Origin of the sequence: Allobosea lathyri (genome assembly GCF_900108245.1) — a bacterium.
Taxonomy (GTDB): Bacteria; Pseudomonadota; Alphaproteobacteria; order Rhizobiales; family Beijerinckiaceae; genus Allobosea; species Allobosea lathyri.
On sequence record NZ_FNUY01000003.1, the window covers coordinates 390,036 to 416,646 of the forward strand.

28 protein-coding genes are annotated in these 26,611 nt (G+C 65.4%); 16 read left to right on the plus strand and 12 right to left on the minus strand.

Features of this window, described 5'->3' with window-relative positions; genetic code table 11:
- The first annotated feature begins 47 nt into the window (after nt 1-47).
- On the plus strand, nt 48-752 hold the full coding sequence (locus C4S73_RS09355; protein ID WP_103872204.1) for a GntR family transcriptional regulator: 705 nt from the start codon (nt 48-50) through the stop codon (nt 750-752).
- A 148-nt stretch (nt 753-900) separates the two neighbouring features.
- Nucleotides 901-1,419, plus strand: a complete 519-nt coding sequence (locus C4S73_RS09360; RefSeq protein ID WP_103872205.1) for a flavin reductase family protein — start codon at nt 901-903, stop codon at nt 1,417-1,419.
- 41 nt (nt 1,420-1,460) lie between these two features.
- Here C4S73_RS09360 and pcaC read toward each other — a convergent pair whose 3' ends face one another.
- From pcaC to pcaB, 5 genes are read right to left on the minus strand one after another with little or no spacing between them, the layout of a single operon-like run.
- Nucleotides 1,461-1,868, minus strand: coding sequence for a 4-carboxymuconolactone decarboxylase (pcaC, locus tag C4S73_RS09365; RefSeq protein WP_103872206.1), 408 nt, complete (start codon nt 1,866-1,868; stop codon nt 1,461-1,463).
- A 10-nt stretch (nt 1,869-1,878) separates the two neighbouring features.
- Complete coding sequence (gene pcaD / locus C4S73_RS09370; RefSeq protein WP_103872207.1) at nt 1,879-2,658, minus strand: 3-oxoadipate enol-lactonase; 780 nt, start codon at nt 2,656-2,658, stop codon at nt 1,879-1,881.
- 57 nt (nt 2,659-2,715) lie between these two features.
- Nucleotides 2,716-3,141, minus strand: coding sequence for an aconitase X swivel domain-containing protein (locus C4S73_RS09375; protein WP_103872208.1), 426 nt, complete (start codon nt 3,139-3,141; stop codon nt 2,716-2,718).
- A gap of 7 nt (nt 3,142-3,148) precedes the next feature.
- Nucleotides 3,149-4,408: an aconitase X gene (locus C4S73_RS09380; protein ID WP_200827969.1), complete on the minus strand. Its 1,260-nt coding sequence runs from the start codon at nt 4,406-4,408 to the stop codon at nt 3,149-3,151.
- Nucleotides 4,401-5,765, minus strand: coding sequence for a 3-carboxy-cis,cis-muconate cycloisomerase (gene pcaB / locus C4S73_RS09385; RefSeq protein WP_103872209.1), 1,365 nt, complete (start codon nt 5,763-5,765; stop codon nt 4,401-4,403). Before pcaB ends, C4S73_RS09380 begins: the two co-directional genes overlap by 8 nt.
- A gap of 184 nt (nt 5,766-5,949) precedes the next feature.
- On the opposite strand from pcaB, the gene C4S73_RS09390 reads away from it, so the two are divergent.
- Nucleotides 5,950-6,402, plus strand: a complete 453-nt coding sequence (locus C4S73_RS09390) for an SRPBCC family protein (protein WP_103872210.1) — start codon at nt 5,950-5,952, stop codon at nt 6,400-6,402.
- Between the two features lie 404 nt (nt 6,403-6,806).
- On the opposite strand, the gene C4S73_RS09395 is transcribed toward C4S73_RS09390, so the two are convergent.
- Complete coding sequence (locus C4S73_RS09395) at nt 6,807-8,147, minus strand: methyl-accepting chemotaxis protein (RefSeq protein WP_160115709.1); 1,341 nt, start codon at nt 8,145-8,147, stop codon at nt 6,807-6,809.
- 326 nt (nt 8,148-8,473) lie between these two features.
- Between C4S73_RS09395 and C4S73_RS09400 the strand changes: the two genes are divergently transcribed.
- The 7 genes from C4S73_RS09400 (at nt 8,474) to C4S73_RS09430 (ending at nt 15,538) form a co-directional block, all read left to right on the plus strand.
- Entirely contained in the window at nt 8,474-8,974 is a 501-nt protein-coding gene (locus tag C4S73_RS09400; RefSeq protein WP_200827970.1) for a (2Fe-2S)-binding protein, read from the plus strand.
- A gap of 84 nt (nt 8,975-9,058) precedes the next feature.
- Nucleotides 9,059-11,422: a xanthine dehydrogenase family protein molybdopterin-binding subunit gene (locus C4S73_RS09405; RefSeq protein WP_103872213.1), complete on the plus strand. Its 2,364-nt coding sequence runs from the start codon at nt 9,059-9,061 to the stop codon at nt 11,420-11,422.
- 127 nt (nt 11,423-11,549) lie between these two features.
- Nucleotides 11,550-12,353, plus strand: coding sequence for an FAD binding domain-containing protein (locus C4S73_RS09410; RefSeq protein ID WP_103872214.1), 804 nt, complete (start codon nt 11,550-11,552; stop codon nt 12,351-12,353).
- 114 nt (nt 12,354-12,467) lie between these two features.
- Entirely contained in the window at nt 12,468-12,851 is a 384-nt protein-coding gene (locus tag C4S73_RS09415; protein ID WP_103872215.1) for a RidA family protein, read from the plus strand.
- A 47-nt stretch (nt 12,852-12,898) separates the two neighbouring features.
- Entirely contained in the window at nt 12,899-13,807 is a 909-nt protein-coding gene (locus tag C4S73_RS09420) for an AAA family ATPase (RefSeq protein WP_103872216.1), read from the plus strand.
- Nucleotides 13,808-13,908: 101 nt separating this feature from the next.
- On the plus strand, nt 13,909-14,301 hold the full coding sequence (locus tag C4S73_RS09425; RefSeq protein WP_103872446.1) for a nuclear transport factor 2 family protein: 393 nt from the start codon (nt 13,909-13,911) through the stop codon (nt 14,299-14,301).
- A gap of 34 nt (nt 14,302-14,335) precedes the next feature.
- Nucleotides 14,336-15,538, plus strand: a complete 1,203-nt coding sequence (locus C4S73_RS09430) for a vWA domain-containing protein (protein ID WP_103872217.1) — start codon at nt 14,336-14,338, stop codon at nt 15,536-15,538.
- Nucleotides 15,539-15,609: 71 nt separating this feature from the next.
- Here the strand turns inward: C4S73_RS09430 and C4S73_RS09435 are convergent, their stop codons facing one another.
- Nucleotides 15,610-16,254 carry an alpha/beta fold hydrolase gene (locus C4S73_RS09435; protein WP_244595518.1) on the minus strand — a complete coding sequence of 215 codons (645 nt, stop codon included), beginning with the start codon at nt 16,252-16,254 and terminating at the stop codon, nt 15,610-15,612.
- A 165-nt stretch (nt 16,255-16,419) separates the two neighbouring features.
- Between C4S73_RS09435 and C4S73_RS09440 the strand changes: the two genes are divergently transcribed.
- The 4 genes from C4S73_RS09440 to C4S73_RS09455 are packed head-to-tail and all read left to right on the plus strand — an operon-like array spanning nt 16,420 to nt 19,687.
- On the plus strand, nt 16,420-16,743 hold the full coding sequence (locus C4S73_RS09440; protein ID WP_103872447.1) for an XdhC family protein: 324 nt from the start codon (nt 16,420-16,422) through the stop codon (nt 16,741-16,743).
- On the plus strand, nt 16,743-17,372 hold the full coding sequence (locus C4S73_RS09445; protein WP_103872219.1) for a LysE family translocator: 630 nt from the start codon (nt 16,743-16,745) through the stop codon (nt 17,370-17,372). The genes C4S73_RS09440 and C4S73_RS09445 overlap by 1 nt, the downstream gene beginning before the upstream one ends.
- Before the next feature lie 4 nt (nt 17,373-17,376).
- Nucleotides 17,377-18,069: an XdhC family protein gene (locus C4S73_RS09450; protein ID WP_103872220.1), complete on the plus strand. Its 693-nt coding sequence runs from the start codon at nt 17,377-17,379 to the stop codon at nt 18,067-18,069.
- 10 nt (nt 18,070-18,079) lie between these two features.
- Entirely contained in the window at nt 18,080-19,687 is a 1,608-nt protein-coding gene (locus tag C4S73_RS09455) for an NTP transferase domain-containing protein (protein ID WP_103872221.1), read from the plus strand.
- Between the two features lie 13 nt (nt 19,688-19,700).
- Here C4S73_RS09455 and bcsS read toward each other — a convergent pair whose 3' ends face one another.
- Nucleotides 19,701-20,441, minus strand: a complete 741-nt coding sequence (gene bcsS / locus C4S73_RS09460) for a cellulose biosynthesis protein BcsS (protein WP_146071310.1) — start codon at nt 20,439-20,441, stop codon at nt 19,701-19,703.
- Between the two features lie 157 nt (nt 20,442-20,598).
- On the opposite strand from bcsS, the gene C4S73_RS09465 reads away from it, so the two are divergent.
- Nucleotides 20,599-20,868 carry an usg protein gene (locus tag C4S73_RS09465; RefSeq protein ID WP_103872448.1) on the plus strand — a complete coding sequence of 90 codons (270 nt, stop codon included), beginning with the start codon at nt 20,599-20,601 and terminating at the stop codon, nt 20,866-20,868.
- Nucleotides 20,869-20,946: 78 nt separating this feature from the next.
- Nucleotides 20,947-21,546, plus strand: coding sequence for an exopolysaccharide biosynthesis protein (locus C4S73_RS09470; protein WP_103872223.1), 600 nt, complete (start codon nt 20,947-20,949; stop codon nt 21,544-21,546).
- 9 nt (nt 21,547-21,555) lie between these two features.
- On the opposite strand, the gene C4S73_RS09475 is transcribed toward C4S73_RS09470, so the two are convergent.
- The 4 genes from C4S73_RS09475 to C4S73_RS09490 form a co-directional block, all read right to left on the minus strand.
- Complete coding sequence (locus C4S73_RS09475) at nt 21,556-23,781, minus strand: putative bifunctional diguanylate cyclase/phosphodiesterase (protein WP_103872224.1); 2,226 nt, start codon at nt 23,779-23,781, stop codon at nt 21,556-21,558.
- Between the two features lie 89 nt (nt 23,782-23,870).
- Nucleotides 23,871-24,620, minus strand: coding sequence for a proteasome-type protease (locus C4S73_RS09480; RefSeq protein ID WP_103872225.1), 750 nt, complete (start codon nt 24,618-24,620; stop codon nt 23,871-23,873).
- Between the two features lie 46 nt (nt 24,621-24,666).
- Entirely contained in the window at nt 24,667-25,494 is an 828-nt protein-coding gene (locus tag C4S73_RS09485) for a transglutaminase family protein (protein WP_103872226.1), read from the minus strand.
- A gap of 103 nt (nt 25,495-25,597) precedes the next feature.
- Nucleotides 25,598-26,539 carry an alpha-E domain-containing protein gene (locus C4S73_RS09490; RefSeq protein ID WP_103872227.1) on the minus strand — a complete coding sequence of 314 codons (942 nt, stop codon included), beginning with the start codon at nt 26,537-26,539 and terminating at the stop codon, nt 25,598-25,600.
- Between the last annotated feature and the right edge of the window lie 72 nt (nt 26,540-26,611).

Consider the following 26,611-nt stretch of genomic DNA (forward strand, 5'->3'; position numbering starts at 1 on the left):
AGAAGCGGTGCCGCGTCAATCCGGATTTCCTCGACCAAGGGCCATGCATGAGCGCGTCTCCGGGACCCGATTCCCGCCTCATCGAAGAGGCCGGCCCGATGCTGGTGGGGCAGGCCGCGCCAAGCCTGTCGGAGGTGGCCTATCGCCGGCTGGAAGAGGCCATCGTGACGCTGTCGCTGCGCCCGGGCGCCGTGCTGACGGAGGCGCAGATGATCGACCTCGTCGGCGTCGGGCGGACCCCGGTACGCGAGGCGCTGATCCGGCTGGCGCAGCAGGGCATGGTCGAAATCCTGCCGCGCAAGGGCGTCGTCGTCGCCGGCATTAATGCGATCGACATCATGGCGGCGCTCGATGCGCGCGAGGTTCTTGAGCGGCTTATCGCTTCGGATGCGGCAAAAAGAGCCAGTCCCCGTGAGCGGATCGCGATCATCGAAGCTGCCAAGGCGATGCGCGCCGCTGCCGAGATCGGCGATGCCGGCGCCTATATGCGGCTCGACAAGGAACTCGACGCGGTGGTTGCCGAAGCGGCGCGCAGCCCCTATGCGACACGCGCGGTCGAGCCGCTCCAGGCCCTGATCCGGCGCGCCTGGTACCATTTCGAGCGGCAGGACGATCTCGTGCCGGCGGCGGCCCATCATGTCGCCTTCGCGCAGGCCGTGGCGAAGGCCGATCCAACTGCTGCGATGGGGGCGAGCGATGCGCTGATGCTGCATCTCCGCAAGGGCCTCCTGGCGACCCTTAGCCGCGATTGATGTGCAGCATGCATCGAGGTGAATTCATTGTGATATATCTATGCGAATCATGTGATGCGGCAAATTCGGGCGCGGCAAGGCGTCTGGTGTTTGGGCCTCGAACCCCCTACATGAACGGCGAACCCGCCCCTTCCGGCAGATCGAGCCGATGACAAAGACAATTCAGTCCGAAATCGAGCTCGCAATCGAGCCCGCGCCGTCGACTTTTCGCAATGCGATGGCCCAGGTGGCGAGCGCCGTGCATATCGTCACCACGCTCGGTCCGGCCGGGCGGATGGGGCTGACGGCGACGGCTGTTGCCTCCGTCTCGGATTCGCCGCCGACGGTGCTTGTCTGCATCGAGCGATCCAGCCGCACGCTGGCCGCCATCGAGGCCAGCGGCTTCTTCTGCATCAATACCTTGCCGGGGGGCAGCGAGGATCTGGCCGAGATTTTCGCCAGCCGGCGCGGCATCGAAGGCGAAGCGCGCTTCAACTCTGCCCGATGGGATGAGCTGGCAACCGGCGCGCCGGTTCTGGCCGGGGCGCTTGCCGCCTTCGATTGCCGGTTGGTGGCGATGCATGACATCGCCAGCCATCGCGTCGTGATCGGAGAGGTGGTCGGGATCGGCGGCGCCGGGGCGGGCAGCAGCCTGATCTACCGCAGGCGCGGTTTCGACGCCGTGTAGCGTCGTCGCGTGCTCCTGGTCGCCCTCAGTCCTTGGCGCCCTCAGTCCTCGGCGGCCTCTGTATTCAACTCGGCATCGACCTCGGCAAAGACGCTGGCGGCTTCCTTGAAAGCGTGGTTGGCGGCGGGGACGCCGGCATAGATCGCCGTCTGCATCAGCACCTCCTTGATCTCGTCGCGGCTCAAGCCGTTATTCAGCGCGCCGCGGACATGGATGCGGAATTCGCCCCAGGCGCCGAGCGAGGCGGCGATCGAGATCACGATGATCGAGCGTTCGCGGCGAGCCAGGCCTGGCCGGTTCCAGACGTCGTTCCAGGCTGTGCGGGTGATGAACTCCTGCCAGTCCTGGTTGAACGCGGTGACGCCTGCGCTGGCCTTGTCGACATAGGCGCTGCCGAGCACGGCCCGGCGGGTCTTCATGCCGTTGTCGTAACGGGTCTTGTCGTCCATGGCAGGCTCCTCAGGCGGTCAGGAAATCGAGCACGGCGCTGGTGAAGGCCGCGGGCTGTTCGAGATTGGAGAGATGCGCCGCTTCGAGTTCCACGAGCTTGGCACCGTGGATGGCGTCGGCGATCTGGCGCCCGATTTCCGGTGGAGTCGCCGGATCAAGCGTGCCGACGATCACCAGCACAGGGTTGGTGATCGAGCGGATCGGCTCGCGCTGGTCCATGTCGCGGACCGCGCCGCAGCAATTCGCGTAACCGAGAGCCGGTGTCGAGGCGAGCATCTCGCTGACCTTGGCGATGGTCGCTGCATCCGCCTCGCGAAAGCCCAGGCTGAACCAGCGTTCCAGCGTCGGCTGCACGAGGCCGGCCATGCCGTTGGCTCGGACGTTCTTGATGCGGGCGTTCCAGAGGTCGGGCGGGCCCATGCGGGCTGCGGTATTGGCCAGCACGACGTGGCCCAGCCGCTTGCGGGCATGGGTCGCGAGCCATTGGCCTACCATGCCGCCCTTGGAGACACCGCACCAATGCGCCTTCTCGATGCCGAGATGGTCGAGGATCGCCAGCGCATCATGGCCCAGCCCGGCGATGGAATAGGGGCGGTCAGGGGCGGTCGATTGGCCGTGGCCGCGTGAATCGTAGCGGATGACGTGGAAATGTTGCGACCATTCCGCGATCTGCGGGCCCCACATCGAGAGGTCCGTGCCCAGCGAGTTCGACAGCAGCAAGGCCGGTGCCTCGGGCGAGCCGTCGAGCCGGATGTTGAAGGGCTCGCCCCTGATGGTTTCGATCGGCATCGGCCTTCCCCTCTGTCTTTAGTCGTTTGCCTTAGTCGCTTGCGCCAGTCGCTTGTCCTAGTCGCTTGCGACTTTGTCTTCCGTGATCCTGCCATCGCTGGATAGCAGAAGGCGCAGGCCTGCGAGAGGTCTTTGCTGCTCGGCGGGGAGGCGTAGCGCGGGCGGCGTCGGCCAGCCCATCTCGCGCGCGACCAAGAGGCCGAGCAGCAGGATGGCGTCCGGCGCATCCATCAGCAGGGCGGCCGGCGCCTTGCCGGCATGAACGAGTTCGAGCAGCACGGCGGAAGCCGAGGAGGAGCCGATCGTGCCGGGCAAGGCGAGGATCGTGCCTGCGATGCTCAGGCCTCGCTGCGGATGGCGCGCATCGATGATGATGCCGGAGCGCGGATCGACGCCGCCCCAGAAGCTGATCGGTGCGGACAGCGCAAGGCATACGCCTTCGACAGCTGCGCCGGGAACCAGAATCTCCGTGTTCAGCTCCATTCTTGCCTCAGCTCCATGCCTGCCGCTCCCTGACGAGCCGGCCGGCGACCGCGCTCTCGACGCATTCGCCGAGCGAGCCATAGGTCACGGCGTATCCCGTATTCCCCGGCGCGTAGTGGGCGAACTTGCCGGAATTGGTCATCAGCACGGCATCCGCGATCTCGGGCAGGATCGGCGTGACGACAATGCAGGTATCGACCACGAAGATCACGCCGGCGCTTTCCAGCGCGCTGCGGCGACCCTGCGCCTCCAGCGGCTTCAGGACATGGCGGCCGGTATTGGCGTAGAGCGGGGCCTTGAGCGTGCGGCCGGCGAGCAGGTGCTCGATCTGGTCGATCTCGGCCAGCGAAAGATGCGGCGAGCCGACCGCGACTGCATCGACGCGGCCCGTGTCGCCAGCCGTGGAAAGCCGCGCCAGCGTGCTCGCGACCTCTTGGGGGGTGAGCAGAATCTGCTCGCGCGCGGGCAATCCGCCGAGCGCGGTCGCGGCGTCCGGTGCTTCGGGCGTCACGCCGGCGACATGGAACAGTCCGACACCGCCGGCCGAGGCGGCGGCAGCGCCCAGCGCCTTCAGCCGGTCTTCGGTGGTGCAGCCCTGCAGGCCTTCGATCACAGCCACCGCATCGCCAGCCATGCGGCCGAGAAACGTGCCGAGCACCGGGTAGAACACATCCGAGCTGCGCAAAGCCTGCGACAGCCCGGTGACATCGATCAGCAGTGTCGCGACGCGGTTTTCCGGGCGGTGCAGGCCATAATCCGGAGCCCGGCCAGCGATGGCGCAGGCGATATCGAGAAAGTCACCATAGCGGTTGGTGCGGGCGCCGAGCACGGAATTGCAGAACACCACGGCGTTGGACTCGCCCCAGGCGACATCCGTCCCCTGCGCCGGGCGGTGGCCGGCCTGATAGGGCGCGCAAGTCCAGGAGGGTTCGCAGCCCATCGCCTCATAGGCCCGCATCATGCGGCCGGCCATGTCGCGCTCGTGGGGCGGCAGGCGGATCGCGGCGCAACCGGCCGGGCCGAGCGAGCCGACGTTCAGGGTCGCGCGAACCGCGACCTTCGCTGCGCCTGCAACCAGCCTCTCCGCGAAGAGAGTACCGGAATCGCCGTGATAGAGCGCGCCGTCGATATGGGCGGAGGCGACCGGGATCAGCCGGGGCGCGCCCATCAGCCGCGCTGCCTCGGCGACGATGCGCATCGCCATCGCGGCGCCCGCGCCTTGTGCGCCACTGGCGATCGCGCGCTCTGCGGCTGACAGTTCAACCACGCGCGGTCTTCCAGGCCTGATAATGGGCAAGGCTGCGGTCGATGATGACGTCGCTCGCACCGCGATAGGTCGCCGGATCGAACAGGGCGTCGAGTTCCTCTGCTCCGAGCTGGGCTGTCACCGCTTCGCTCTCGGCCAGAGCGTCCTGCAGATGGCGGCCGGTCGCGACGCAAAGACGGCTTGCTTCCTCGAGGAGGTGATGGGCCTGCGCGCGTCCAAGCGTGCCGGCGAGCGCCAGCGAGACGCGTTCGGCCATGACGAGTCCATGCGTCATGTCGAGGTTGCGGCGCATGCGCTCGGGGAAAACCTGCAACCCTTCGATCAGGGTGATGGTTTGGCTCAGCGCAGTACCGGCAATGGCGAAGAGTTCCGACATGGTGCGCCATTCCGCGTGCCAGCCGCCCATGGCGCGCTCATGCTCCTGCGGCAGGCTTGCGAGCATGGTCGAGACCAGTCCCGGCGCCCGCTTCGCGCCCGAAAGGATCAGCGTGCACAGGACAGGATTGCGCTTGTGCGGCATCGCCGACGAGCCGCCTTTGCCGGGCGCCTCGGGTTCGGCGAGTTCGCCGACCTCCGTCTGCGCCATCAGCGAGATATCCAGGGCGACCTTGCCGAGATGGCCGGTGAGGATGCCGAGTTCCGCCGCCAGCCTTGCGAGGCGATGGCGCGCCGTATGCCATGGCATGCCGGCGCCGGGCGAGGAGGTCTGTGCGATGAAAGCGTCGAGCACGGCCCCGGCGTGATCGCCGAGGGAGGCGAGGGTGCCGGCCGCGCCGCCGAGCTGATGGGCGGGCTGGCCCTCCATCCGCATGCGGTCATGAAAGGCGATCACCGGATCGAGCCATTGCGCCGCCTTGACGCCGAAGCTGACCGGCACGGCATGCTGAAGGAAGGTGCGGCCGATCATCGGCGTATGGCGATGCTCCCGGCTGAGCTGCGCGAGCAGATGGGCGAGGCTTGCGGCTCTTTTCAGCAGCATCGCCTGCGCCGCGCCATATTGCTGCGCATGGCCGGAATCGATCACGTCCTGGCTGGTTGCGCCGTAATGGACCCATTTGGCGGCGTCTGCGTCCTGAGCGGCGACGCGCGCAGTCAGCGCCTTGACCAAGGGGATGGCAGGATTGCCGGCGAGCGTGGCGGCCTTGCCGATCTCTGCGGGTTGATAGAACTCGGCCTTGCACTGGGCCGCGATGATCTCAGCGATCGCTGCCGGGATAAGTCCGGCGTCGGCTTCGGCGCGCGCCAGCGCGGCCTCGAAATCGAGCATGCCCTGCAGGGTCGCCCTGTCGTCGAACAGGGCGGCCATCTCGGCGTCGACGAAAAGTTCGCCGAACAGCCCGCTCGCAGGGGTGCTCATACCGTCACCAGCCCTGGCTTATCTCCTGCGCGGCGGTCGCGACCGGTCTGCATATCCGAAGCCTCTTGTGCGGATCGGCCCTTTCCGATCATGGATAGGCCTGACCATGCTTGGATAGACCCGGGGCGTGGCCGGCCGCAACATGAGCCGGACAGTTCCAGCGCGGATAAAGGAAAACGGCGCCATGGCGATGACGATGAACGGTGAAGTGACGCTACCCGCGACGAAGGCCGTCGTCTGGGCCAAGCTGAACGATGCCGAGGTGCTGAAGGCCTGTATCCCGGGCTGCGAACAGCTCAACAGGGATGACGACACGCATTTCTCGGCCGTGGTGAAGGTGAAGCTCGGCCCGGTGAAGGCGACCTTTCGCGGCAAGGTCGAGCTCACTGAACTCGATCCCCCCAATGGCTACAGGATCGTCGGCGAAGGCGAGGGCGGCATTGCCGGCTTCGCCAAGGGCGGCGCCAAGGTCGTGCTGGATGATGCCGAGGACGGCCAGACCGTGCTGCGCTACGATGTCGAGGCGCAGGTCGGCGGCAAGCTGATGCAGCTTGGCGCGCGGCTGATCGATTCGGTTTCGAAAAAGCTGGCCGACGAATTTTTCGCCAATTTCGCCAAAGCCGTCAGCGAGGGCTGAGGCTCTTTAACTCTTCAGCCCTCATCCTGAAACTCTTCAGCCCTCATCCTGAGGAGCCGCGAAGCGGCGTCTCGAAGGATGGTTCCAGAGCGTGCTGGATCACCCTTCGAGACGCCATTCCTAACGGAACGGCTCCTCAGAGCCTGGCCGAGAATGATATCCCAGTTTTCAAGGACTTGAACATCAGTGATAAACGCGCCGTCATCCCGGACGCAGCGAAGCGGAGATCCGGGATCCATTCCGGAACCCCACTGGCAAGCGCTCCGGAATGGATCCCGGGTCTCCCTGCGGTCGCCCGGGATGACGACGCCTTTCGATGCGCAATGCCAAACGACTGAATTTGCTTACGACATTCTCGGCCAGACTCTCAGGATGAGGGCTGAGACTGATGGTGTCGGGGCTCCTCAGGAGGCCCGGCGCAACGCCGCCAGAGCCTTGCTGACGGTCGCTTCGGCCGAGCCGACCTGAAGCGCTATGTCGGCAGCCGCCGCATTGGCGCGCTCCAGCGTCTTCTCGGTCATCGTCAGGCTGTCATTGACGGCATTGGCGCTCGCGATGGCCTCGTCGGAGCTTTCCGCGACCTCGGAGGCGTCCCGCGCGATGCCGGCGGTCACGGCGCTCTGCTGGGAAACGGCGTCTGAAATCGCCTCGGAATCGAGCCTGATCTCACCGATGGTGTCGGCGATCGAGGCGGCATGGGCGCTGCACGCCTCGGCGCTGGCGGCGAGTTCCGCGATCTGCCTGGCGATGTCCTGCGTCGCGCTCGCCGTCTGCGTCGCCAGCGACTTGACCTCGGAGGCGACGACCGCAAAGCCGCGCCCGGCTTCGCCGGCCCGCGCCGCCTCGATGGTGGCGTTGAGCGCCAGGAGGTTCGTCTGCGCGGCGATGTCTGCGATCATGCCGACCACGGTGCCGATGCTGTCGGTGACGTTGCGCAGTCGTGCGATGGCGTCGTTCATTTGCCCGGCGTCGAGCACCGCGCGGTTGGTGATCGTCAGGCTCTTGCGGGCGCGCTGGCCGATTTCGGCGATGTTCGCCGACATCTCCTCGGTCGCGGCAGCCGTCTGGAGCGACTTCTCGCGCACACTCATCGAGGCGCGCGCCACCTGGCCGATCGTGTCCTTGATGAAGGCGGTTGCCCTGCCGGTTTCGCTGGAGGTCGAGACGAATTGCTCGACGGCGTTGCTGATCGTGTTGTCGAGGCTGCCGATGCGGGTTTTCAGCGTCGCGGTGACGTCGTCCAGCGCCGCATCGCGCCGTTTCGCTTCGCCGGCTTCCGTCTGCTGGGCGATCGTGATGGCCGTGTTGACGTCATAGGTCAGCACGCGCTCGATGATGAAGAGGTCCTGCGCCAGGACGGACGGCGAGAACACCGCCCTTTTCCGGCTCCGGATGAGGATCTCCTTGGACAGCGTGAAGGCGATCGAGACACGCGGGCGCGGGCCGACCAGTGCCTTCCGTTCGAGTTCGCAGAGCTGTTCGATCGACGCAACGTAGCGCTCATCGAAAACACCGTCGAAGAGCAGGCGGAAATGCGCCGCTTCGGCAGGGTAGAGCGTGTCCGCCATCGGCAGGACGCTCTCGCGCAGCACGGGGTGAATCGTGAAGGCGCGTTCGAAATCGCCAGCTACGATCTCGTCGATGACGCGGTCTACGATCGGGCGATACAGGTGCAGACGCGCGCATTGCGCGTCGCCGTAGCCGATCGCGCGCAGGCGGCGTTGGATTTGATCGAGCGTCGACAACACAGCGCTACTCATGGTCGCGACGACGAGGCGTCATCGCGGTCGAGCGAGATTGAGCGCTGTCGATTAAAAATTCGCCAACAACGGTTTCAGGCGTGCCATCCGCCACTCCACGCGATTTTGCCTGGAAACACCCGCAAACGCACTATCGATCGTGCGCGCATCCAGCTTGACCGCGCAAAATCCCGGGTCCACATTCCGTTTTTAGCTATTCCAAGGAGAAGCTGCCCGTTGGGGCGAGCGGCTCCGGCAATAGCTCCGGCTTGGATCGAGTGGCCGAAATGGTCACGGGCTGGGCATCGATACGGGTCGCAGGAGATATGCTCATGACCACGGTTTCGCTGACGGTGAACGGCAAGGCCGTCTCCGCAAATCTCGACCCCCGCACCCTGCTGGTGCAATTCCTGCGTGAAAACCTGCGACTGACCGGGACGCATGTCGGCTGCGACACCAGCCAGTGCGGCGCCTGCATTGTTCATATCGACGGCAAGGCGGTGAAGGCCTGCACGACGCTCGCCGTCTCGCTCGATGGCGCCAGCGTGACGACGATCGAGGGGCTGGCGGCGAATGGCACCCTGCATCCGATGCAGGAAGCCTTCCGCGAACATCACGGGCTGCAATGCGGCTTCTGCACGCCGGGCATGATCATGTCGGCGGTCGATATCGTGAACCGTCGCGGCTCTGTGCTGGACGAGAAGACCATCCGCGAGGATCTGGACGGCAACATCTGCCGCTGCACCGGCTACCACAACATCGTGAAGGCGGTCGCAGCCGGCGCGCAGGCCATGGGCGCATCCTCCGCCCCGGCTCGTCAAGCCGCAGAGTAAGGCGTTCGGTCCGCGCCGTCCCGCGCGGGCCTTTTCTCATGCCATCAGGCGCCCGTCAGAGGCGTTGTGCGAGGAGGGAACACCATGTCCGCCACCGGAATCGGCGCCGCCGTTCGCCGCAAGGAAGACCATCGCTTCATCACCGGCCAGGGCCGCTATACCGACGACATCAACCGCCCCGGCCAGGCGCATGCCTATTTTCTGCGTTCCCCGCATGCTCACGCCACACTCGACAAGATCGATACCAAGGCCGCGGCCGCAATGCCGGGCGTGCTCGGCATCTTCACCGGGGATGACCTCACAGCCGACAAGGTGGGCGGGCTGATCTGCGGCTGGATGATCCACAACAAGGACGGCTCGCCGATGCGCGCCGGCCCGCATCCGGCTCTGGCCCAGGGCAAGGTGCGCTATGTCGGCGACCATGTCTGCGTGATCGTGGCCGAAACCCTGGCGCAGGCGCGCGATGCAGCCGAGGCGATCGTGGTCGATTACGGCGTTCTGCCTGCGGTGGTCGACACTGCGAGCGCTGCCGGGGCAAAGACCGTGGTCCATGCGGAAGCGCCCGACAACACCGTGTTCAACTGGCATCTCGGCAACAAGGATGCCACCGAGAAGGCCTTCAAGGCCGCCAAGCACGTTACCAAGCTCGATATCGTCAACAACCGGCTGGTGCCGAACCCGATGGAGCCGCGCGCGGCTGTCGGCGATTATGATGACGGGGAGGGCGCCTTCACCCTCTATACTACGAGCCAGAATCCGCATGTCGCCCGGCTCGTGCTCTCGGCCTTCATCGGCATCGCGCCGGAGAACAAGCTGCGCGTGGTCGCGCCCGATGTCGGCGGCGGCTTCGGCTCGAAGATCTTCATCTATGCCGAGGAGACGGTCTGCGTCTGGGCGGCCAAGAAGGTCCGCCGTCCCGTGAAATGGACCTCGGACCGCACCGAGGCTTTCCTGTCCGACGCGCATGGCCGCGACCATGTCACCCATGCCGAGCTTGCAACTGACGCGGACGGCAAGATCACGGCGCTGCGGGTTCATACCACGGCCAATCTCGGCGCCTATCTTTCGACGTTCTCGTCCTCGGTGCCGACCTATCTCTACGCGCCGCTGCTGTCTGGCCAATACGACATCCCGGCTGTTTATGCCGAGGTCGATGCGGTCTATACCAACACCGCGCCGGTCGACGCCTATCGCGGGGCCGGGCGGCCCGAGGCCACTTTCGTGGTCGAGCGGCTGGTGGAGGTCGCGGCACGCGAACTCGGCAAGGACCCGGCCAAATTCCGGATGCAGAACTACATCAAGAAGTTCCCGCACCAGACGCCGGTCATCATGATGTACGACACCGGCAACTACGCGGCTTCGATGAAGAAGGCGCTGGAGATCATCGACTACAAGGGCATCGGCAAGCGCAAGCGCGATTCCGCCCGCAACGGCAAGCTGCGCGGGATCGGTTTCTCCTCCTATATCGAGGCCTGTGGCATTGCGCCCTCGGCGGCGGTCGGTTCGCTCGGCGCGGGCGTCGGCCTATGGGAATCGGCCGAAGTCCGCGTCAACCCGGTGGGCACCGTCGAGGTTCTCACCGGCTCGCACAGCCATGGCCAGGGGCATGAGACGACCTTCGCCCAGCTCGTCTCCGGCCGGCTCGGCATCCCCATCGAGAATGTCTCGATCATCCATGGCGACACCGACAAGGTGCAGATGGGCATGGGCACCTACGGTTCCCGCTCCGGCGCCGTCGGCATGTCCGCGATCTTCAAGGCGCTCGACAAGGTCATCGCCAAGGGCAAGAAGGTTGCGGCCTATGTGCTGGAGGCCGATGAGGCCGATATCGACTTCGCCGACGGGCATTTCAAAGTGAAGGGCACAGACAGGACGCTGGATTTCGGTTCGTGTGCGCTGCAGGCCTATGTCGCCCACAAGTTCAACGGGCAGGATCTGGAGCCCGGGCTGAAGGAAGGCGCGTTCTACGATCCGACCAACTTCACCTTCCCGGCCGGCGTCCATATCTGCGAGCTCGAGATCGACCCCGAAACCGGTATCACCCGGATCGAGCGCTGGGCTGCGGTCGACGATTTCGGCATCGTCATCAATCCGATGATCGTCGAGGGGCAGGTTCATGGCGGCATCGCCCAGGGCGTCGGGCAGGCCCTGCTCGAGGGCGCGCGCTACAATGCCGACGGCCAGTTGGTGACCGCGAGCTTCATGGATTACTGCATGCCGCGCGCCGACGACCTGCCCTCCTTCGATGTCGGCATGACGGTCACGCCATGTCCCTCCAATCCGCTCGGCATCAAGGGATGCGGCGAGGCGGGCGCGATCGCCTCGCCACCCGCCGTCATCAATGCGATCACCGATGCGCTCGGGCATGAGGACATCGCCATGCCGGCGACGCCTCAGGCCGTCTGGCGCGCGGCCCAGAAGAGCATCAAGAGAATGGCAGCCGAATAAGTATCACGCGTCATGGTCGGGCTTGACCCGGCCATCTCTTTCCAGTGAGGCGGCATCTGCGCTTTCCTGGACGAGATGCTCGGGTCAAGCCCGAGCATGACGGTTCCCGAACCGAGCGGAGACATCCATGTACGCTTTCACCTATCATCGCCCGGCGACCGCGCGTCAGGCTGCCGGCCTCCTCGCCAAGAAGGAGGACGCCAAGATCCTCGCCGGCGGGCACACCCTCCTGCCGACGATGAAGCAGCGCCTGGCCTCGCCGAGCGCGCTGATCGATCTCGGCGCCTGCGCGGATCTCAAGGGCATCGTCCGCAAGGGGCGCAATGTCGTTATCGGCGCGATGACCACCCATGCGGAAGTCGCCGAGTCCGCGATCGTTCAGGAGGCGATTCCCGGCCTCGCCTGGCTCGCCTCGCATATCGGCGATCCGCATGTGCGCCATCGCGGCACGATCGGCGGCTCGGTCGCCAATAACGACCCGGCGGCTGATTATCCCGCCGCCCTGCTGGCGCTGGATGCGACCATCGTCACCAATACGCGCAAGCTCGGTGCCGAGGAATTCTTCACCGGGCTTTACGAGACCGCGCTGGAAGAGGGCGAGATCATCACCCGGATCTCATTTCCGATCGTCTCCAAGGCCAGTTACGCCAAATTCCGCAATCCGGCCTCGCGCTATGCGCTGGTCGGCGTTTTCGTGGCCAAGCGCGGCTCGGATGTTCGCGTCGCGGTGACGGGCGCGGGCGAGAGCGGCGTCTTCCGTTGGCCCGAAGCCGAAGCCGCCTTGAAGGCGCGTTTTGCGCCGAAATCGCTCGACGGGCTCAAGGCCACGGCCAAGGGCATCAATGGCGACATGCATGCCGATCCGGAATATCGCGCCCATCTCATCGGCGTGATGGCGAAAGAGGCCGTGGCGCGGGCGACGGGCAAGTAACGGGCAAGTGACGGGCAAGTGACGGGCAAGTAGCCGAAGCCGATTGACCTCCAGCGAAATCCTCCTCCACACAGGGGGAGGATTTTTTGCTGAGCGGATGAGTGCGAGCAGATCATGGACAAGCGGATCATCAACGCGCCGGACGCGCCCGAGGCCGCAGGCGGCTATGCCCAGGCGCTGCTGGTCTCGGGAGCGACGCGGCAGCTTTTCATCAGCGGCCAGATCCCTGTGACACGCGACGGCACCGTGCCCGAGAGTTTCGCGGAACAGTCGCGGCTGGCCTGGCGCAATGTCGAGGCGCAGCTGCGCGCGGCCGGCATGACGCTGGACAATCTCGTGAAGGTCACGACCTTCCTGTCCGATCGGCGCTATGCTGCGGAAAGCCGCCAGACTCGTGCCGAAATCCTTGGTGACCGCAAGGTCGCACTCAGCGTGGTGATTGCCGGCATTTTCGACGAGGCCTGGCTTCTGGAGATAGAGGCCATCGCTGCCGGCTGACCCCATCGCTCATTTTTCGAGACACGCTCTTGCTTCGAGACCTGCATTTGAAAACCCCGGATTCCATCGACGCGACGCTGGCGCTGCTGCAGTCGCAGGGCTATGTCGCCGATCGCGCGCTGGCGACCGTGCTCTTCCTGGCGCTCAGGATGAAGCGTCCGCTGCTGCTCGAAGGCGAGGCCGGCACCGGCAAGACCGAGATCGCGAAGGTGCTGTCGGCTGGGCTCGGCCGGCGCCTGATCCGGCTGCAGTGCTATGAGGGGCTCGATCTCGCATCCGCCGTCTATGAGTGGAACTATGCCGGGCAGATGATGGCGATCCGGCTGGCCGAGGCCGGTGGCGCGACAGGCGATCGCGAGCGGCTGGAAGCCGACATCTTTTCCGAGAAATACCTGGTCAAGCGGCCGCTGCTGCAGGCCTTGGAGCCGCAGGATGGCGGAGCGCCGATCCTGCTGATCGACGAGCTCGACCGCACCGACGAGGCCTTCGAGGCCTTTCTGCTGGAGGTTCTCGCGGATTCGCAGGTGACGATCCCCGAACTCGGCACCATCAAGGCGGCCGAGCCGCCCATCGTGATCCTGACCTCCAACCGCACCCGCGAGATCCATGACGCGCTGAAGCGGCGCTGCCTCTACCATTGGGTGGGCTATCCCGATGCTGCCAGAGAACTCGCCATCCTCAAAGCGCGCGCGCCCGATGCTCCCGCGAAGCTCGCAAAGCAGGTCGTCGCCTTCGTGCAGGCTATCCGCAAGGAGGAGCTGTTCAAGGCGCCGGGCGTCGCCGAGACGCTGGACTGGGCAAGCGCGCTGGTGGAGCTGGATGCGGTCGCGCTGGACCCCGCGATCGTCTCCGACACGCTGGGTGCGCTGCTGAAGTATCAGGACGACATCCAGGCGATGCAGGGCTCGAAGGTGCGGGAGCTGCTGGACCAGGTGAAGGCCGAGGCGCGGGGATAAAGTCGCGTGCGCCTTACCGTCATGGTCGACCTTGTGTCGACCATCCACGTCTTTCCTTTCATCCGCGCCGCAAGGCGTGGATGCTCGGGACAAGCCCGAGCATGACGGAGAAAAAAGCAGTGAACGACGACATCAAGGCGATCGAGGCCGCGACCTGGATCTATCTCGACGGGCTCTATGAGGGCGATGTCGAGAAGCTCGGACAGGTGTTCCATCCAACCAGCGCGCTGACGCATTCCGCGGAAGGCGCGATCAAGATCGTGCCGCGGGCGGAGTGGTTCGAGGCGGTGCGCAACCGGCCCTCGCCAAAGGCGGCCGGGCTGGAGCGCAGCGACCATATCCTCACGATCGATCTCGTCGGGCCGACGCTGGCGCTGGTCAAGGTCAAGTGCCAGATGCCGCCGCGCTACTTCACCGATCTGCTGTCATTCCTGAAGATCGACGGCAAATGGCAGATCGCGCAGAAGGTCTTCATGACCGAGATGGGCGCGTGAGTACAAGCCCGAGCATGACGGGGGGAGCCCGTTCATGACCGGAAAACTCTCCGAGAACGTTACCTATTTTGCCCGTGCGCTGCGGATCGCCGGAGTGCGCGTCGGGCCGGGCGCGGTCATCGAGGCGGTCGAGGCGCTGGCCGATGGGGCGCTTGGCGCGCGCGACGACGTCTATTGGGCACTGCATGCGATCTTCGTGAAGAAGCATGAGGATACGGTGATCTACGATCAGGCGTTTCGCCTGTTCTGGCGCAGGCGGGCGCTGATCGAGAAGCTGATGGCGCAGATGTCGCCGGTCTCGCCGGGAGCCGACAGCCAGCCCGAGAAGGCGGAGGCCGGGGCGCTGCGTGTGGCGGAGGCTTTCGCGCCGCCCAAAAGCGAGGAAGACGAGCTGCCGCGTGAGCTGACCGAGCTCACGGCTCAGATGACCGTTTCCGATCGCGAGACGTTGAAATCGCGCGATTTCGCCCAGATGAGCGCGGCCGAGATCGCCCGGGCCAAACAGCTGATCGCGGGCCTGCGCCTGCCTGACGATACGGTGCCGACGCGGCGCTTCCAGGCCGCGCATCAGGGCGCGCGCATCGATCCGCGGCGAACCTTCAGGCGATCCCTGCGCGGGGGCGGCGGCTCGATCGATCTGGCCTTTCGCGAGCGGGCACAGGTTCATCCGCCGATCGTGGCGCTGGTCGATATTTCCGGCTCGATGGCGGAGTATTCGCGCATCTTCCTGCATTTCCTGCACGCGCTCACCGAGCAGCGCAGGCGTGTGCACTCCTTCGTCTTCGGCACGCGGCTGACCAACATCACGCGCAGCCTGCGGGCGCGCGATCCCGACGACGCGCTGGCGCTGGCCGGCCGGGCCGCACCCGATTGGGAGGGCGGTACCCGTATCTCAACCGCGTTGCACACGTTCAACCGGGTCTGGTCGCGCCGCGTGCTGACGGGCGGCGCCGTCGTGCTGCTCTTCACCGATGGTCTGGAGCGGCATCTCGACGGCGAACTCGATTTCGAGATGGACCGCCTGCACCGCTCCTGCCGGCAACTGGTCTGGCTCAATCCGCTCCTGCGCTTCGAGGCCTTCGAGGCCCGTGCCAGCGGCATTCGGGCGATGCTGCCGCATGTCGACTCGTTCAGGCCGATCCACAATCTGGCGGCAATGAGCGATCTCTGCGCGGCGCTTGCGCCGGTTGCAGACAGGGCAAGCGACCCGCGCCTGTGGCTCCGGAAGGCTGGGTGAGCTTTGCTCTACCTCCTTGTTTTATCGCATTTTCTTCACGCGAACCGGTGTCCACTTCGCTCGAAAATGCTCTAGCGCGTGAAATGGCCGTGACGCAGGAAATGCAGCGTCTGCTCGATCGCGGCCTGGTGGCGCATGATCAGCGGATGGCTTGCATGCAGCGTGATGTGATCGCTCATGCCGGCAATGCGCGTCCGCTCGACCGAGACGCGGCCATCATTGGGGCGCGGCAGGATCAGCAGCGATTCCACCGGATAGAGCGTGCGGTCTCCGGCGATGACGCCGAGGGGGTAGTCGATCGTTCCGAGCAGATCGCGCAGCTCGGCTGGCTGCATCGTGGTCAGTTCGCCGCCGGCGGGCCCGAAAAAGGCGCGATAGAGCGCATTGCCACGCAGGAGATCGGCGATTTCGCTGCCTTCGTTCGGCGGGGCCAGCATCACGACATGGCCCAGGCGTTCTGGACGATGGCTTGCGATACAGGCGCGGGCGACCAGACCGCCCATCGAATGGGTGACGATATGAAGACGCCCCTCAAGGCTCTCGCCGAACGCGGCAATCGGTTCGCGCAGGTGCGCAGTGATCTCGCGTAATCCCTTGTCGCGGGAGGGGTAGTCGAGATTGAGCGTGCGATACCCGGCCTTGCCCAGCGCATGCTCCATCTGGCGGAGCGATGCCGAGCGCCGGGCGATGCCGTGCAGGAGGATAACGCCGTCCATATCGATCATCTCTCAGGCCAGGGATGCCGCCGGGCGACGAGAATAGGCGGTCCCATGCTCGCATTCTGCAACGGGCATGCTTAACTAGCTCGATACCGCGCGCGTATACGCGCGTAAGGTCGCGGGGCGTGCCGAGGCATCGCCGAGCGGGCAGGGATGACAGTCATGATCAGCACCGATTCCGATATTCTCGCAACGGCTGAAAGCTGGGCAAAATCCGGCCGCAGCGTGGCTTTGGCCACTGTGATCGAAACCTGGGGCTCGGCCCCGCGGCCCGTGGGCTCCCATCTCGTCATCGATGGCGAGGGCAATTTTCAGGGCTCGGTGTCCGGCGGCTGCGTCGAGGGTGCGGTTGTCGAGGAGGCGGTCGACGTCATCGCTGACGGCAAGGCGCGCACGCTTGAATTCGGCGTCGCCGATGAGACGGCGTGGAAGGTCGGGCTCTCCTGCGGCGGGCGCATCAGGGTCTATGTGGAAAAGGTGAACTGATGGCCTCCTGGGAAACCCTTTTCGCGTTTGCGACGCTGACGCTTCTCGTCGCCTATTTCCCCGGCCCGGCCTTGCTCTACACGGCGGCGCAGACGATTGCTCATGGTCGCCGCGCCGGCTTCATGGCGATGCTCGGCATCCATCTCGGCTGCTATCTGCATGTTTTCGCCGCTGCCTTCGGGCTGTCGGCGGTCTTCAAGCACGTGCCGGAACTCTATGTCGCGGTGAAGCTCGCCGGTGCGTTCTACCTCGTCTGGCTCGGCATCGGCATGATCCGCTCCAAACTGGGCGCGGCCGATAGCGCGGTGACACCGGCGAAGACGGTGAAGCGCGCGCTGCTCGACTCATTCATCGTGGAGGTGCTGAATCCGAAGGTGGCGCTGTTCTTCATCGCGCTGCTGCCGCAGTTCGTCGACCCCGCCGGCTCGCTGCCGGTCTGGGGCCAGTTCCTGATCCTCGGCATCATCGTCAACTTCGCCTTTTCCTCGGCGGATTTCGTGACCGTGCTCGGCGCTTCGGCCGTGGTGAAGACGATGAAGAAGACGCAGGCCGGCTTCGCCTTCGGGCGCTGGCTTGGCGGATCGCTGATGATCGGGCTCGGCATCAAACTCGCGACGGATAAGGGCTGAGCCGATGGAGCTTCCGGTCCTCGCGGCGCTGAATACCGAGCGTGCCGCGCGCCGCGCCACCGTGCTCGTCACCGAGATGGCCGATGGTGCGCAACGGCTGATCAAGGCCGCCGACATCGCTGCCGATCCTCTGGCCGAAATCGTCGACAAGCAGCTGCGCATGGGCAAGAGCGGCATGGTCGAGGCGGCCGGCGTGCAGTATTTCCTGACCGTACAGGCGCCACATCCGCGCATCGTCGTGACCGGGGCCGTCCATATCTCGCAGGCCATGGCGCCGATGGCGAAGCTGCTCGATCTCGATGTCGTCATCATCGATCCGCGCACCGCCTTCGCCACGCCCGATCGCTTTCCCGAGGTGACGCTGCTGACGGAGTGGCCCGACGAGGCGATCAAGGGTCTGGGGCTCGATGCCTACACCGCCTTCGTGGCGCTGACGCATGATCCCAAGATCGACGATCCCGGACTTGAAGCAGCGCTGCGCTCCGATTGTTTCTATGTCGGCGCGCTCGGCAGCCGGAAAACGCATGGCCGGCGCCTCGAGCGGTTGAATGCCGCTGGTTTCGACGAGGTCGCGACCGGCCGCATCCATGCACCTATCGGACTGGATATCGGCGCGGTTTCCCCGGCCGAGATCGCGCTCGCGATCCTGGGCGAGATCGTCAACACGCTGCGCGGCCCGCGCCGGACGGCAGCCTGAGGCGCGCGTCATGAAATTCGGACCGGTCGCCATAGCCGACGCCGCGGGCAGCATTGCGGCCCATACGGTTCGTGCCGGCGAGACGATCGTCAAAAAAGGCGCGACGATTTCTGCGGACATCGCGGAAAAGCTTGCGGCGGCGGGATTGAGCGAGGTCGTGGCGGTTCGCTTCGAGCCCGGCGATATCGACGAGAACGCGGCGGCGGCACAGCTCGCGGCCGCGCTGGCAGGAACCGGCGTCACTGCCGAGATGCCATTCACCGGCCGCGTCAATCTCTTTGCCAGCGCGGCAGGCGTCTTGACGCTCGATGTCGCTGCGATCGAGTCATTCAATGGCATCGACGAGGCGATTACGGCCGCCACGCTCCCGGCGATGAAAGCGGTCGTCGCGGGTGAGATGATCGCGACGGTGAAGATCATCCCCTATGGCGTGCCTGCGACGCTGGTCGGCGAAGCACTGGCGGCGCTCGGCCATAGTCGCGCCGTTTCCGTCGCTCCCTATCTGCCCGGCTCCGTCGCGGTGATATCGACGCTTCTGCCGGGGCTGAAGCCATCCGTCGTCGACAAGACGCTGCGGATCATGGCGGAACGGCTGATTCCGGCCGACGCCACGATATCGGCCGATAGCCGCGTGCCCCATGAGATCGAACCGCTGGCGCAGGCCATTGGGGAGATGGCGGCGGGGCCGGCCAAGATCGTCGTCGTGTTCGGAGCCTCGGCCATCACCGACAGGCGCGATGTGATTCCGCAGGCGCTGCTGGCGGCTGGAGGGCGCATCGAGCATCTCGGCATGCCGGTCGATCCCGGCAACCTGCTTCTCATTGGGGAGCTGAACGGCAAGCCGGTCATCGGCGCGCCGGGCTGCGCCCGCTCGCCCAAGGAGAACGGTTTCGACTGGGTGCTGCAGCGCTGCCTCGCCGGCATTCCTGTGCGCCGCTCCGACATCCAGGCAATGGGGGTCGGCGGGCTGCTGATGGAAATCGTGTCGCGCCCGCAGCCGCGCGCGCCGGGCCATATCGAGGTTGCGCCGGTCGCGGGGATAGTGCTGGCAGCCGGATGTTCGACCCGCATGGGCGAACGCAACAAATTATTGCAGGAGCTGCGCGGAAAGCCGCTGGTGCGCCATGCGGTCGAGGCCCAGCTTGCCTCGAAAGCCGGGCCGGTTCTGGTCGTCACCGGGCATCAGGGCGCCGAGGTGGAGAGCGCTCTGGCGGGTCTCGACGTCACTTTCGTGCACAACCGCGATTTCGCGTCCGGGCTTGCCGGCTCGGTGAAGGCGGGGCTGGCGGCGCTCTCGCCGGATGCGCCTGGCGTCGTCGTCTCGCTGGGCGATATGCCGAATGTGACGGGGCAGGTGATCGACCGGCTGGCGCAAGCCTTCGCCGACCGGCCTGACGCGTTGGCGGTGGTGCCGACGCTGCTCGGACAGCGCGGCAATCCGGTCTTGCTGTCGCGCGCGTTGTTTCCGGCCGTGTCACGACTTTCGGGCGATCAGGGCGCGAGGCGACTGCTCGATGAAGCCGGCGATGCGATCGTCGAGGTACCGCTCGACGATCCCGCGATCGCGCTGGATGTCGATACGCCCGAGGCGCTGCAGGCGTTGACCGGCGAACGATAGTGGATCAGGGCGTTCAGCGCTGCCAGTGCAGGCCGACGGTCGCATAGGGTTCTGACGGCCGGTCGCTGGTTCGTTGCCAGCCACCTGAAACCCGCCAGTTCACCCCGAGCAGCCGCAGGCCCGTCAGGTGCAGGCCCAGCCGCACCTTCCTGTAGTCCCGTTCGCGATAGCCTTCGATTTCGGGCCCGGCATGGACGTCCCGAGCCAGTCGCCAACCCGGCGCTAGGCGACCCCAGATGCGCCCGTTCAGCGAGGAGACATAAGCGCCCGCCTGCAGCATCGTGTCGGTCGTCGGCGTTGCCCAGAGATCTGCCTGCAGGCGCGTGCCATAGCGCGTGGTCCATTGGATGGCCCTCGCTGTCTGACGTATCTCGCTTTCGAAATCGGAGCCCGCATAGAGCGAGACGAAACTGTCGCCGACGCGCCATTCATAGCCGAGCAGCACCTGTTTCTCGCTCTTATAGGCGATGCCGCGCGAGCTCAGGCGATCGGCCTGCTCCACAGAGCTTCCCGATTTGACGATGGTGCGAAATCCGCTCCTCGCAGGGCCGCCGCCCCAACTGCGCTTCCAGCCCACGGACAGCAATGTCTTAGTGGGGCCGGCATCGAGCGAGCCGAAGATGACGGCCGAGAGGGGAGAGCGAGGCAGTTCCTCAATCTCGTCCTCTTCCTCGGCCATGGCGGGACTAGCGAGCATGGCGGCGCAGACAGCCACCACCCTGGCCGTTCCGGCCATCGCCCACCCATACGCCACGCACGCCCCCGCCGTCTTAGCCAGTGCCGGAACTGGCCAAACGCAACAATGATTGCAGTAGCGTGGCAGAGGCTTGCAACCATTTGTTAACCAAGCGGGCGCACCCTACATATATAACCGGCTAGGCTTTCATCGTGTGTGGCGAGGGGAGATGGTGATGGTGTCTACGGACTTCCTCCGGCAACTGGCAGGCTACGGACTGACGACGGCGACGATCCTTTATCGCATGCCCGATCATCCCAGTGTCCTGCAGACCTTCATCTGGCAGCAATACGATCTCGCCCCGCGCTTTCCGGTGCTGCATGATTTCCTCGATTTCTGGAAACGCGAGCTCGACGGTCCGCTGCACTCGATCATCGTGGCGCATTCGCGGCTCATTCGCCCCGCCGAGATCGTCAATATCGATGGTGTGCTGACACTGCATTGAGCGCCTGCGTGGGGCGTGCTTGTTGGGCGTGCCCCGCCCGTGCTAGGCCGCTGCTTCCGCGTCGGCCCGGCTGTTCCATTGTCATCTCCGCTACGCACTTCCGGACTTCTGACGGCGCTGGCCACCCTGCCCGGGGAGCGCATCGCCGTGGGCTCGATCGTGGCGGCGCTGAAAGACCGCGCCTACGCGCTGCTCGTGGTTCTGCTCGGCCTGCCGAACTGCCTGCCCATGCCTCCGCCCATTCCTCTGGTCTGCGGCCTGGTGCTGGCCTTCGTCGCCGCCCAGATGCTGGCGGGGCGCACCATGCCGTGGCTGCCGCAGGCGCTGCTCGCCCGCAGCATCGGCAAGCCTGAACTGACGCGGGCGGTGGCGCGCGCCCTGCCGATCCTGCTGCGCCTGGAGCGCTTTTCGCAGCCGCGGCTGACGATGCTCGGCGGCGCGTTCGCGATTCAAGTGCTGGGCTTTGTCATTCTGGTGCTGGCGCTCGGGCTCATTGTTGCCGCGCCTTTCATCGGTCAAATCCCGCTAGGGCTCGCGGTTTGCCTGGTCGGGCTCGGCCTGGTCGAACGCGATGGCGTGATCATCATCATCGGCGCGGTGTTCGGAGCAATCGGGTTGATGCTCAGCGCCGGTTTCGCCTACGCGATCTTCAGCGGCATCCATGGGCTGTTCTTCTGAGCGCAGCGCTCAGGCGGCAGCGAGCACTTCGGCGAAGGGATTGTCGAGCGTGAGCAACCGGTCGATCTCATCAGCCGGAACGCCCTTGGAGAACAGGAAACCCTGCAATTCATGGCAGCCGATCGCCTGAAGAAAGCGATGCTGCTCGGCGGTCTCGACACCCTCGGCACAGACCCGCAGGCCCAGTGCGCGTCCCAGATGGGCGATGGAATGGACCAGGATCGCGGATTCGCCGGTCGTTTCCATATATTCGAGGAATGAGCGGTCGATCTTGATCTTGTCGAAGGCGAAGCGCCGCAGATAGATCAAGCTTGAATAGCCCGTTCCGAAATCGTCGAGCGCCAGACCGACGCCATGGGCGCGCAGATCCATCATCGCGATCTCGGCGGCATCGGCATCCTCGATGAGGACGCCTTCTGTCAATTCCAGTTCGAGCTGGGACGGATCGAAGCCGGTTTCGTCGATGATGCGGATGACGTTGGCGACGAAATCCTTGTGCCGGAACTGGATTGGCGAGACGTTGACGGCGAGCCGGACGCCCTTCCAGCGCTTCGCCTCCTCGCAGGCCTTGCGCAGCACCCATTCGCTCAACGGCATGATGAGCCCGCGCTCCTCGGCGATGCCGATGAATTCGGACGGCGGCACCATGCCATGGACGGGGTGGGGCCAGCGCACCAGGGCCTCGACGCCGACGATGGTCGACCCGTCGATCGAGACCTGGGGCTGGTAGTGCAGCACCAGCTGGTCGTCTGCGATCGCCTGGCGCAGGTCGTCCTCGACCATGCGCTTGAGATCCAAGGCGCGGTTCATCTGCGCCTCGAAGAAGGAGTAGCGGTTGCGCCCGGTATTCTTCGATTGATAGAGCGCGGTATCGGCGAGCTTCAGCAGGGTCTCCCGATCGGTGCCATCCTGGGGCGCCAGCGCGATGCCGATCGAGCAGCCGATCGTCGTCTCGACGCCCATGATCAGGAAGGGCTCGGTCAGGCTTGCCAGAATGCGCTCCCCCAGCGCCACGCAACCTGCGGGAAGTTGCGTATGGCTCTGGATGATGCCGAACTCGTCGCCGCCGATGCGCGCCACGGTATCGCCGAGCCGCACGATGCCTGACAGCCTCTCGGCAACCTGACGGATCAATTCGTCCCCGGCCGTATGGCCATATGTGTCGTTGACGGCCTTGAAGCGGTCGAGGTCGAGCAGCAGCACGGCCAGCCCGGAGCCGCTCCGGTCGACCTGGGCCAACTCCTGATCGAGCCTGATATCGAAGGTGCGCCGATTGGGCAGAAGCGACAGCTCGTCATGCGCGGCAAGGCGCTGGATCTGGTGCTCGCGCAACGTGATCTGGACGGAGGCGCTGCGCAGGCGATGAACGACGAAGGCGAAGATGGCGCCGACGAGCAGCCCGATCGCAATGAGCGCCCACAGGAACTTCTGCAGCATCGCGTCGCCCGGGCGTTCCGGCGACCAGGTCAGCCAGGCCTCGGTCTTGCCGTCGGGAGCGGCCAGTTCGCGCCGGGAGATCGGATCGTCGGGCATGGTCTTGACGAGCCTGACATTGGCCACGCGATAGCGCTCGGCGAGATCGGCCAGCATCGCGCTGGATACGCGCCGGTAGCCGACGATCGAGATCGGCCCGAGCTGTGACGAGAAGATCCCGGGGCGCGCCAATTCGGCGGCCATGATGCTGATCGTCTCATGTCCGTCAAAGATGATCGACGCCCAGGCGGCACCCGCGCCCGGCGACAAAACGCTGCTCTTGGGCACAGACAGGTCAATCGGTTTGACGCTGCCCGGGATGGACCGGCTGAAATGCTTCAACCCGTCATAGCCGGCCTGACCGGCCGCCGCACCTGACTCGACGCCGGCAAAGACGCGCCCGCTCGAGGAAACGATATAGGCGCCGTCGAATTCGACGAACCGGCTGCTGAGACGGATGAACGCCGCCTGGAGTGCGCTCAGAGGGTCGGGATCGCGGAGCGCAGCCTGCAGATCGCCGGCGGCTGCGAGGCTGGAAAGACGCAGTTCGCGCAACCGGACCTGACTGTCGAATGCCGCTTCGATACGATCGGCCTGTCTTTGCGCTTCGAGGCGGTTGGCATCCTTGGTGATCGCGACAACGACGGCGACCGCACCTGCCATGACCAGGAGGAATGCACAGCCCAGTGTCGCGACCGTGCTCGCGAGCATGCGCGCGGAGGAATCCGCGTTCGTCATCTTCGCGGCGGAAGGCAAGGGCATCAGCGATCCAAAGCGGCCATAGGAGAATTTGACCCTAGAAGGTCAATTCTTGATATCCCGTTGCCTAGAAGTGCGCCGCACACACAAACTCAACCGGGGGTCGGTTCGTAGGGAGGGCGCGGGATTGCGGTGTGTGCCGCGCGCAGCGCTGCCGACCAACGCTCGCGCAGGTCATGAAAATAGGGCTCGCCCGCCTCGATCCGCCGGCTGAGTTCGGGCTCGTCCGCGTCGCGCCGCATCACGATCAGATCGATGGGAAGGCCGACGCCGAGATTGGACCGCATGGTCGAGTCCATCGAGATCAGGCCGACCTTCAGCGCGTCGTAGAGATGGGTCTTGTAGGTCACGGCGCGATCGAGGATCGGCTTGCCGTATTTGTGCTCGCCGATCTGGAGGAAGGGCGCGTCCATGCCGCATTCGATGAAGTTGCCGGCACCATAGACCATGAACAGCCGCATCGGCTGCCCCTTGATCTGGCCGCCGAACAGCATCGTGACCTCGAATTTGACGCCGGCATCCTTGAGCGCGGGGCCGTCGCTTTCCCTGACATGGCGAATGGCGCGGCCGACGAGCTGGGCGGCGCGGAACATCGAGCCCACGCCAAGCAGCGTATCGATCTCGCCGGTTTCCGCGTTGGGCAGTCCCTCGTGCAGGATGCTGACGACCGACTGGGTGATCGAGAGATTGCCCGCCGTCATCAGTCCAAAGGTCCGGTCGCCCGGCCAGGAGAACACATGCAGCTTGCGGAAGGTCGAGATGTCGTCGAGCCCGGCATTGGTGCGGGTGTCGGCGATCATCACGAGACCATCCTGCACGAGGATTCCGGCGCAATAGGTCAAAGGGCAAGTCCTTGCATGGTCTGTCGCAGTGCCCGAGGGCGGCGGATCACTGATTTACGAGGCGGCTGTCGGTCTCGCGGGCGCTGACGAGGACGGCCAGGTTTTCGCCGTCGCCGCCCTTGCGCGCACCACGAACCGGCGCGGCATCGGCGAAGTCCAGCCCGGCCGCGACACGCACATGGGTGTCGATCGGGCACAGGCCGTTGGCGGGGTCGAAGCCGATCCAGCCATAGTCGTCAAAATACACCTCGGCCCAGGCATGCGCACCATTGGCATGGGGCAGGGTGTCGGATTGTGCCACATAGCCCGAGACATAGCGGGCGGGCATGCCGAGCTGGCGGGCGCAGGTCATGAAGACATGCGCGATATCCTGAGCGATGCCTTCGCGTGCGGCGAAGGCGGCAGCTGCGCCGATGCCGATGCGGCCGCTTGCATCGACGCAGGCGATTTCAGTGTGGAGCGCGTCCATCAGCGCGTGCATGCGCGACAGGGGTGTATCGGCCTGGCTCGTCGCCTCCAGCGCAAAGCCGCGCAGCGCCTCGTCTGGCGTCGTCAGGAGGGTGTCGCGCCGATACACTTCGGAGGGCACGCGCTCGATGCCGCCCCGGACCACGCCCGCCAGATCCACGGTCTCGATCAGGCCGTCGATCTTGATCGAGAGGGCCGAGATCGGCCCATCGGCGTAGAAGCTGTGCACGATATTGCCGTGCGCATCCTGCGAGGAGCGCATGCGGCCATCGATATTGGGCTCGATCCGCCAGGACATGACGTGCTGGCCGTCATGGTCACGCGGGGTCAGCCGCAGAATCTGCGTGATATGCCGGGCGGGCTCGGCATAGTCGTAACTGATCGAGTGAGAGATCCTGATCCGCATGATGACCGCAGTTCGGGGCGGGAGTGGCTAATCTTGACCTTCTCTTAACCGTCCGCGCCCGCGGAGGCGAGCGCTCCGTCGCCGCAGGGCGTCTGGCCGATGATCATTGCAGATACTGCTCGATGATCGTGCCGCCCAGGCGGTTGTTCTCGGTGATGAAGTCCGAGATGAACTCATGCAGTCCGTGTTCGAAGATATCGTCGATGCGGGTGTTGTTGAGGTTGGCGAGGGTCTTGCGCGCCTGGCGCTGGGCCGGACCCTGCCGGCCATAGGCATCGCCGAGATGGTCGAGAAAGCGCGAGATGTTTTCGTAGCAGGCGGCGAGCGAGCGCGGCATGCGCCGGTTCAGGATCAGCAGGTCGGCGATCAGCAGCGGCTTCACCGCCTCGCGGTAGACCCAGTGATAGGCGGTCAGCGCCGAGACCTCGCGCAGGATCGTCGTCCACTGGAAATAATCGAGCGAGCCGCCGACCTGCTCATTGGCCGGCAGCAGGACATGGTATTTGACGTCGAGGATGCGGGCCGTGTTGTCGGCCCGCTCGACATAGACGCCGAGCCTGGAAAACCAGTAGCCGTCATCGCGCAGCATGGTGCGGTAGGCCGAGCCGTCGAAGACGAGTGAGACGTTCTTCACCCAGTCCAGGAAGCGCGCCAGTTCCTCGCGATCCATGCGCTTCTTCTCGAAGCGCTGGAGTTCGAGCCAGGCGCCATTCAGCGCGTCCCACATCTCCGAGGTCAATGCAGTGCGCACGGCGCGCGCGTTCGAGCGCGCCAGCGCGAAGCAGTTGCGGATCGAGGAGGCGTTGTCGGGGTTGAAGGTCAGGAAGTCGCAGACATTGCGCTCATTGGCCTCGCCATAGACCTTGGCGAAAGTTTCCTCGCAGCCGGCTGTCGATACTGCGCTCTGCCATTCGGTGCCCGCGCCGCCATAGGCGGAGGGCAGGTTGGTCAGGCGCATCGTGGCGTCGAGGATGCGGGCGAGATACTCGGCCCGCTCGACATAGCGGGAGACCCAGTAAAGGCTGTCGGCGGTGCGCGATAGCATGGTCAGTTCGGGCCTTTTCGTGACGAGGCGCGGAGCGTCTGGGCTAAGTCCGGCAGGAATGCCACCGTTGAT

What these genes read in the sequence shown, in the direction of transcription:
- C4S73_RS09355 (WP_103872204.1), top strand. Translation starts at nt 48, where the DNA reads ATGAGCGCGTCTCCGGGACCCGATTCCCGCCTCATCGAAGAGGCCGGC.
- C4S73_RS09360 (WP_103872205.1), top strand. Translation starts at nt 901, where the DNA reads ATGACAAAGACAATTCAGTCCGAAATCGAGCTCGCAATCGAGCCCGCG.
- pcaC (WP_103872206.1), bottom strand. Translation starts at nt 1,868, where the DNA reads ATGGACGACAAGACCCGTTACGACAACGGCATGAAGACCCGCCGGGCC.
- pcaD (WP_103872207.1), bottom strand. Translation starts at nt 2,658, where the DNA reads ATGCCGATCGAAACCATCAGGGGCGAGCCCTTCAACATCCGGCTCGAC.
- C4S73_RS09375 (WP_103872208.1), bottom strand. Translation starts at nt 3,141, where the DNA reads ATGGAGCTGAACACGGAGATTCTGGTTCCCGGCGCAGCTGTCGAAGGC.
- pcaB (WP_103872209.1), bottom strand. Translation starts at nt 5,765, where the DNA reads ATGAGCACCCCTGCGAGCGGGCTGTTCGGCGAACTTTTCGTCGACGCC.
- C4S73_RS09390 (WP_103872210.1), top strand. Translation starts at nt 5,950, where the DNA reads ATGGCGATGACGATGAACGGTGAAGTGACGCTACCCGCGACGAAGGCC.
- C4S73_RS09400 (WP_200827970.1), top strand. Translation starts at nt 8,474, where the DNA reads ATGACCACGGTTTCGCTGACGGTGAACGGCAAGGCCGTCTCCGCAAAT.
- C4S73_RS09405 (WP_103872213.1), top strand. Translation starts at nt 9,059, where the DNA reads ATGTCCGCCACCGGAATCGGCGCCGCCGTTCGCCGCAAGGAAGACCAT.
- C4S73_RS09410 (WP_103872214.1), top strand. Translation starts at nt 11,550, where the DNA reads ATGTACGCTTTCACCTATCATCGCCCGGCGACCGCGCGTCAGGCTGCC.
- C4S73_RS09415 (WP_103872215.1), top strand. Translation starts at nt 12,468, where the DNA reads ATGGACAAGCGGATCATCAACGCGCCGGACGCGCCCGAGGCCGCAGGC.
- C4S73_RS09425 (WP_103872446.1), top strand. Translation starts at nt 13,909, where the DNA reads ATGACGGAGAAAAAAGCAGTGAACGACGACATCAAGGCGATCGAGGCC.
- C4S73_RS09430 (WP_103872217.1), top strand. Translation starts at nt 14,336, where the DNA reads ATGACCGGAAAACTCTCCGAGAACGTTACCTATTTTGCCCGTGCGCTG.
- C4S73_RS09435 (WP_244595518.1), bottom strand. Translation starts at nt 16,254, where the DNA reads ATGGACGGCGTTATCCTCCTGCACGGCATCGCCCGGCGCTCGGCATCG.
- C4S73_RS09440 (WP_103872447.1), top strand. Translation starts at nt 16,420, where the DNA reads ATGATCAGCACCGATTCCGATATTCTCGCAACGGCTGAAAGCTGGGCA.
- C4S73_RS09445 (WP_103872219.1), top strand. Translation starts at nt 16,743, where the DNA reads ATGGCCTCCTGGGAAACCCTTTTCGCGTTTGCGACGCTGACGCTTCTC.
- C4S73_RS09450 (WP_103872220.1), top strand. Translation starts at nt 17,377, where the DNA reads ATGGAGCTTCCGGTCCTCGCGGCGCTGAATACCGAGCGTGCCGCGCGC.
- C4S73_RS09455 (WP_103872221.1), top strand. Translation starts at nt 18,080, where the DNA reads ATGAAATTCGGACCGGTCGCCATAGCCGACGCCGCGGGCAGCATTGCG.
- C4S73_RS09465 (WP_103872448.1), top strand. Translation starts at nt 20,599, where the DNA reads ATGGTGTCTACGGACTTCCTCCGGCAACTGGCAGGCTACGGACTGACG.
- C4S73_RS09475 (WP_103872224.1), bottom strand. Translation starts at nt 23,781, where the DNA reads ATGCCCTTGCCTTCCGCCGCGAAGATGACGAACGCGGATTCCTCCGCG.
- C4S73_RS09485 (WP_103872226.1), bottom strand. Translation starts at nt 25,494, where the DNA reads ATGCGGATCAGGATCTCTCACTCGATCAGTTACGACTATGCCGAGCCC.
- C4S73_RS09490 (WP_103872227.1), bottom strand. Translation starts at nt 26,539, where the DNA reads ATGCTATCGCGCACCGCCGACAGCCTTTACTGGGTCTCCCGCTATGTC.